This is a genomic window from Hydrogenibacillus schlegelii (assembly GCF_001653195.1).
GTDB classification, from domain to species: Bacteria; Bacillota; Bacilli; order Thermicanales; family DSM-22653; genus Hydrogenibacillus; species Hydrogenibacillus schlegelii.
Genome location: NZ_JXBB01000040.1, coordinates 1 through 4,698, shown reverse-complemented (window position 1 = coordinate 4,698; position 4,698 = coordinate 1). Strand labels below are relative to the sequence as shown.

Genomic DNA, 4,698 nt, shown 5'->3' with positions numbered 1-4,698 from the left:
AAGATGAGATTTCCCACCGGCTTGACCGGGTAAGACCCCTCGTAGACGACGAGGTCGATCGGTCCGAGGTGGAAGCGCGGTAACGCGTGAAGCTGACGGATCCGAATCGGTCGAGGCTTTGCCCCCCCACGATCCGGTTTTGAGGGAGCGTTCGCTCCCGCTTTCATTCCGCAGTAGCTCAACGGTAGAGCATCCGGCTGTTAACCGGAGGGTTGCAGGTTCGAATCCTGCCTGCGGAGCCATTTTGTGCCACCTGGATAGGTGTCCGAGTGGTCGAAGGAGCACGACTGGAAATCGTGTGTACGGCGAACAAGCCGTACCGTGGGTTCGAATCCCACCCTATCCGCCATCTCGGGTGCGGTGCTGTGGTGTAGGGGTTAACACACCGGTCTGTCACACCGGAGATCGCGGGTTCAAGTCCCGTCAGCACCGCCATCCCGGCTCGGTAGCTCAGTTGGCAGAGCAGAGGACTGAAAATCCTCGTGTCGGCGGTTCGATTCCGTCCCGAGCCACCACTGCCGGTGTAGCTCAAGCGGTAGAGCAACCGCCTTGTAAGCGGTCGGTTGGGGGTTCGAGTCCCTTCGCCGGCACCACCGATGGCGGAAGGCCGACGAAAAGCGATGGAGAGCGGTCGTTGGTCGTCGTGGGCGTTTGCGGTTCAGGCCGTACAACACCGCGAAAGTCGAGAGACGCTCGGGGATGGACGCCGGATCGGTGAACCTCTGTGCGGACGTAGTTCAGCGGTAGAACACAACCTTGCCAAGGTTGGGGTCGCGGGTTCGATTCCCGTCGTCCGCTCCATGCCGGGGTGGCGGAACTGGCAGACGCATGGGACTTAAAATCCCAGGGTAGGTGTCTACCGTACCGGTTCGAGTCCGGTCCTCGGCACCAAATGGCTGGCGGCGTACGCTCTTCCGAAGCGCAATCGGGGGAAGGGAGAGCGCAGAGCGACGTGACAAACTGATGAAGAACGGATGCGCCCGTAGCTCAGTCGGATAGAGTGTCTGACTACGAATCAGAAGGTCGGGGGTTCGAATCCCTCCGGGCGCGCCATTTTCTCTTTTTTTCTGCCGGTGTGGCGGAATTGGCAGACGCGCGCGACTCAAAATCGCGTGGGGCAGCCCCCCGTGGAGGTTCGACTCCTCTCACCGGCACCAGCTTAGAATTTGTGCGGTTTTGCGGGTATGGGAGGAAATGGATGATTTGCGCCGAGCAAACGAAACGCTCGGCCTAAACAATGGCGCTGCCGACGTCGGCAGCGCTTTTTGGTGTGGTCACGGGACGAGGCCTTCGGCCGGACGATGCTGTTTCCGGGAATGTTCATCGAGGGCCCATGCGCAGGGCGCCGTCGAGGCGGATGACCTCGCCGTTTAGCATCGGGTTTTCGATGATCGCGGCGACGAGATGGGCAAATTCGTGGGGCCGGCCGAGGCGCGGCGGGAAGGGGATCTGCTCCGCCAGCGACGCCCGGGCCTTTTCCGGCAGGCCCTGCATCATCGGCGTGTCGAAGACGCCGGGAGCGACGGTGACGACGCGGATGCCGTATCGGGCGAGCTCCCGGGCGAGGGGGAGGGTCATCGCCGCCACGCCGCCTTTGGCGGCGCTGTAGGCGCTCTGGCCGATCTGGCCGTCGAAGGCGGCGATGCTGGCGGTGTTGATGATCACCCCGCGCTCGCCTTCTTCGTTCGGCGGGTTGGCCTGCATGACGTCGGCGGTCAGCCGGACGACGTTGAAGGTGCCGACGAGGTTGATCTCGATCACCCGGCGGAAGCGGGTGAGATCGTGGGGGCCGTCTTTTCCGATCACCTTCTCGGCGATGGCGATGCCGGCGCAATTCACGGCGCCGTGGAGGGCGCCGAAGCGTTCCCGGGCGAGGTCGATCGCCCCGCGGACGCTCGCTTCGTCGGTGACGTCGGTCCGGGCGAAGGCGGCCCGATCGCCGAGGCGATCGGCAAGGCTTATGCCGGCTTCTTCGTTCAGATCGGCGAGCACGACGCGGGCGCCCTGCGCGACGAGGCGCTCTGCAGCGGCGGCGCCGAGGCCGGAGGCGCCCCCGGTGATGAGAAAGACGCTGTCCTGGATGTGCATCGGGATCTCCTTCCCAGGCGATTTCCCAGGCGATTTTCTAGGCGATCGGTTCGCCCTGAGCATCCAGATGGTGTTTGAATCGCTCCCGGAGGGCGCGCTTTAAAAACTTGCCGGTCGACGTGCGGGGGATCTGGTCGACGAAGACGATGTCGTCGGGGAGCTGCCACCGGGCGAATTTCGGCCGGAGGGCATCGAAGAGCGCCGCTTTCATCGCCTCATCCGGCGTGTGGCCCGGTTTCAGAACGACGACGGCGAGGGGCCGCTCCTGCCACTTCGGATGCGGCACGGCGATGACCGCCGCCTCGAGGACGGCCGGGTGGGTCATGAGGGCGTTTTCGAGCGCCATCGTGCTGATCCACTCGCCGCCGGATTTGACGAGGTCTTTGTCCCGGTCTTTGATCTCGACGTAGCCGTGCGGGTCGATGGTGACGATGTCGCCGGTCCGGAACCAGCCGTCGTCCGTCCAGCGGTCGGCGGCCTCCGGAGCGTTGTGATAGGCCGCGGCGATCCACGGCCCCCGGACTTCGAGCTCGCCCATCGCCTCGCCGTTCCACGGGACAAACCCTTCGGGACCTCGGGCGCGGATCTCGACGAGGGGGACCGGCCGGCCCTGCTTGGCCCGAAGCCGGTAGCGCGCGTCCTCCGGGAGCGCCGCGGTCTCCGGCGAGAGGAAAGCGATCGTCCCGAGGGGCGTCGTCTCGGTCATGCCCCAGGCGTGAACGACGGTGAGGCCGTGGCGCTCCTGAAAGCCGCGGATCATCCCTGCCGGGGCGGCGGCGCCGCCGACGAGGAGGGCCCGCAAGGCGGAAAGATCGTAGGCGCCGGGATTCTGGTCGAGCCTCTGGAGGACGCCGAGCCAGATCGTCGGCACGCCGGCGGTGAGCGTCACCCGCTCCGCCTGAAACGCCTCGAGCAGGCTCGCCGGATCGAGGTGCATGCCCGGGAGGACGTGCTTTGCGCCGACGAGGGTCGTCGTGTAGGGGAGGCCCCAGGCGTTGACGTGAAACATCGGGACGACCGGGAGGACGGCGTCGGACTCCCGAACGCCGAGACCGTCGGCCATGGCCGAGACGATCGAGTGAAGGACGAGGGCCCGGTGGGAGTAGACGACGCCTTTCGGCCGGCCGGTCGTCCCGGAGGTGTAGCACATGGCGGCGGCGTCCCGCTCGTCGAGTTCGGGCTCGACGAAGCGGGCGGGATCGGCACCGGCAAGCAGGGCTTCATACGGCCGCAGACCCTCGGGGAGGGAGGCGTCCGCCGGGACGCCGGCGACGAACACGTGCCGGACGGTCGGAAGCGGCCCGATTTTTTCCAAAAGGGGAAGGAGCGTCTGATCGACGATGAGCGCCCGGTCGTCGGCATGTTCGATGATGAAGCGGAGGTCTTCCGGCGGAAGCCGCAGGTTCAGCGTGTGGAGGACGGCGCCGGCCAGGGGGATGCCGAAGTACGCCTCGAGGTGTTCGTGCTGGTTCCACATGAGCGTCGCGACCCGATCGCCCCGGGCGAGGCCGAGATCCCGGAGCGCGACGGCGAGCCGCTTGGCGCGGTCGATGAACTCGGCATAGGTGTAACGGAAAAACGTCCGGTCCGGCCGCCGATCGACGATCTCCCGGCGGGGAAAAAGCGTTTCGGCGCGCCGGAGGAGGTGGGTCAGGGTCAGGGGAAAATCCATCATGAGCCCCTGCATGGCGGTGCTCCTTTCCTCGAAGCGGTCGTCATATCTTGATTTTAACATATGGGGGAATCGGGCGACAGCCGTCGATGAAGCGAGCGCGATCCTGGGCGCGGGGCCGGTGCGGACGTTTTGGTCGATTACGCTCCCGCTTTCGCTTCCGGGCGTCGTCGCCGGCGTCGTGCTCGTGTTCAGCATGTCGATGAGCTTCCTACGTGACGCCGGCCCTCCTCGGCGGCGCCAACGTGCCGATGCTGCCGATGGTCGCCTACGATGAGATTTTGAACCTGCTCCGCTGGACGTACGGAAGCGCCATCTCGTACATTCTGCTGGGGACGACGCGCCTTTTGGTGACGCTGTTTTCCCGGGCGATGGAACGGGGGCGGTTCCGGGAGGTGTTTCGATGACCGGACGTTCTTTCGCCCGCTTTGCCCATGCGGCCGTCGTTTTTGGGGTCGTGTTTTTTATTCTCATGCCCGTGTTGGTGGTCATCCCGGCGTCCTTTACGGCGGCGAGCTATCCGAGCTTTCCGCCGCAGGGGTTTTCGCTTCAGTGGTACTGGAAGATTCTCGATCGGCCGGAGTTCGTGGCGGCTTTCCGGAATTCGGTCGTCTTTGCCTTCCTGGCCGCGCTGGCGTCGGTCGTCCTGGGGACGGCGGCCGGCCTCGGCATCGCCCGCGGGACGTTTCCCGGCAAGACGGCCCTCGTGACGTTCATGACGGCGCCGCTTACGGTACCGCAGCTCGTCCTCGGCATCGCGCTCCTCATCTACTTTACGAGAGGCCGCCGGGAAAGCCCACCCTTTCAAGGGTGGGATGAAAGGCGGCTTTTTCGTTAGATGTATTGCAGTTTTCTAATGGTTGTGCTATGATACAGACATGAACGGGAAACGATGGAAGCGATCAAAAACGGTAGGGTACAACATCGGCTACCACTTC

5 protein-coding genes, 9 tRNA genes and 1 rRNA gene are annotated in these 4,698 nt (G+C 64.9%); 13 read left to right on the top strand and 2 right to left on the bottom strand.

Features of this window, described 5'->3' with window-relative positions; genetic code table 11:
* From SA87_RS09465 to SA87_RS09420, 10 genes are all read left to right on the top strand, one after another.
* Positions 1–126, top strand: a 23S ribosomal RNA gene (locus SA87_RS09465); the annotation flags it as partial.
* Between the two features lie 41 nt (positions 127–167).
* A tRNA-Asn gene (locus SA87_RS09460) sits at positions 168–242 on the top strand.
* Between the two features lie 13 nt (positions 243–255).
* Positions 256–349: transfer RNA gene (locus tag SA87_RS09455), tRNA-Ser, on the top strand.
* Between the two features lie 10 nt (positions 350–359).
* Positions 360–435: transfer RNA gene (locus SA87_RS09450), tRNA-Asp, on the top strand.
* A 4-nt stretch (positions 436–439) separates the two neighbouring features.
* Positions 440–515: transfer RNA gene (locus tag SA87_RS09445), tRNA-Phe, on the top strand.
* Between the two features lie 2 nt (positions 516–517).
* Positions 518–593, top strand: a tRNA-Thr gene (locus SA87_RS09440).
* A gap of 133 nt (positions 594–726) precedes the next feature.
* A tRNA-Gly gene (locus SA87_RS09435) sits at positions 727–801 on the top strand.
* Between the two features lies 1 nt (position 802).
* Positions 803–891, top strand: a tRNA-Leu gene (locus SA87_RS09430).
* An 85-nt stretch (positions 892–976) separates the two neighbouring features.
* A tRNA-Arg gene (locus SA87_RS09425) sits at positions 977–1,053 on the top strand.
* 16 nt (positions 1,054–1,069) lie between these two features.
* Positions 1,070–1,157, top strand: a tRNA-Leu gene (locus tag SA87_RS09420).
* 163 nt (positions 1,158–1,320) lie between these two features.
* On the opposite strand, the gene SA87_RS09415 is transcribed toward SA87_RS09420, so the two are convergent.
* Complete coding sequence (locus SA87_RS09415; RefSeq protein ID WP_066202365.1) at positions 1,321–2,088, bottom strand: 3-hydroxyacyl-CoA dehydrogenase; 768 nt, start codon at positions 2,086–2,088, stop codon at positions 1,321–1,323.
* A gap of 37 nt (positions 2,089–2,125) precedes the next feature.
* Positions 2,126–3,775, bottom strand: coding sequence for a long-chain fatty acid--CoA ligase (locus SA87_RS09410; protein WP_066202363.1), 1,650 nt, complete (start codon positions 3,773–3,775; stop codon positions 2,126–2,128).
* Between SA87_RS09410 and SA87_RS14500 the strand changes: the two genes are divergently transcribed.
* The 3 genes from SA87_RS14500 (at position 3,762) to SA87_RS09400 (ending at position 4,598) form a co-directional block, all read left to right on the top strand.
* A complete protein-coding gene (locus SA87_RS14500; RefSeq protein ID WP_322787490.1) occupies positions 3,762–4,037 on the top strand; it encodes an ABC transporter permease subunit in 276 nt (91 codons plus the stop codon). The two genes, SA87_RS09410 and SA87_RS14500, sit on opposite strands and share 14 nt — an antisense overlap.
* Entirely contained in the window at positions 3,976–4,167 is a 192-nt protein-coding gene (locus SA87_RS14100; RefSeq protein WP_066202361.1) for a hypothetical protein, read from the top strand. Before SA87_RS14500 ends, SA87_RS14100 begins: the two co-directional genes overlap by 62 nt.
* A 65-nt stretch (positions 4,168–4,232) precedes the next feature.
* Complete coding sequence (locus SA87_RS09400; RefSeq protein ID WP_211264220.1) at positions 4,233–4,598, top strand: ABC transporter permease; 366 nt, start codon at positions 4,233–4,235, stop codon at positions 4,596–4,598.
* Positions 4,599–4,698: the final 100 nt, after the last annotated feature.

Excerpts from the sequence above, each read along its gene's own strand:
- SA87_RS09415 (WP_066202365.1), bottom strand. The coding sequence starts at position 2,088 with ATGCACATCCAGGACAGCGTCTTTCTCATCACCGGGGGCGCCTCCGGC.
- SA87_RS14500 (WP_322787490.1), top strand. The coding sequence starts at position 3,762 with ATGAGCCCCTGCATGGCGGTGCTCCTTTCCTCGAAGCGGTCGTCATAT.
- SA87_RS09410 (WP_066202363.1), bottom strand. The coding sequence starts at position 3,775 with ATGCAGGGGCTCATGATGGATTTTCCCCTGACCCTGACCCACCTCCTC.
- SA87_RS09400 (WP_211264220.1), top strand. The coding sequence starts at position 4,233 with ATGCCCGTGTTGGTGGTCATCCCGGCGTCCTTTACGGCGGCGAGCTAT.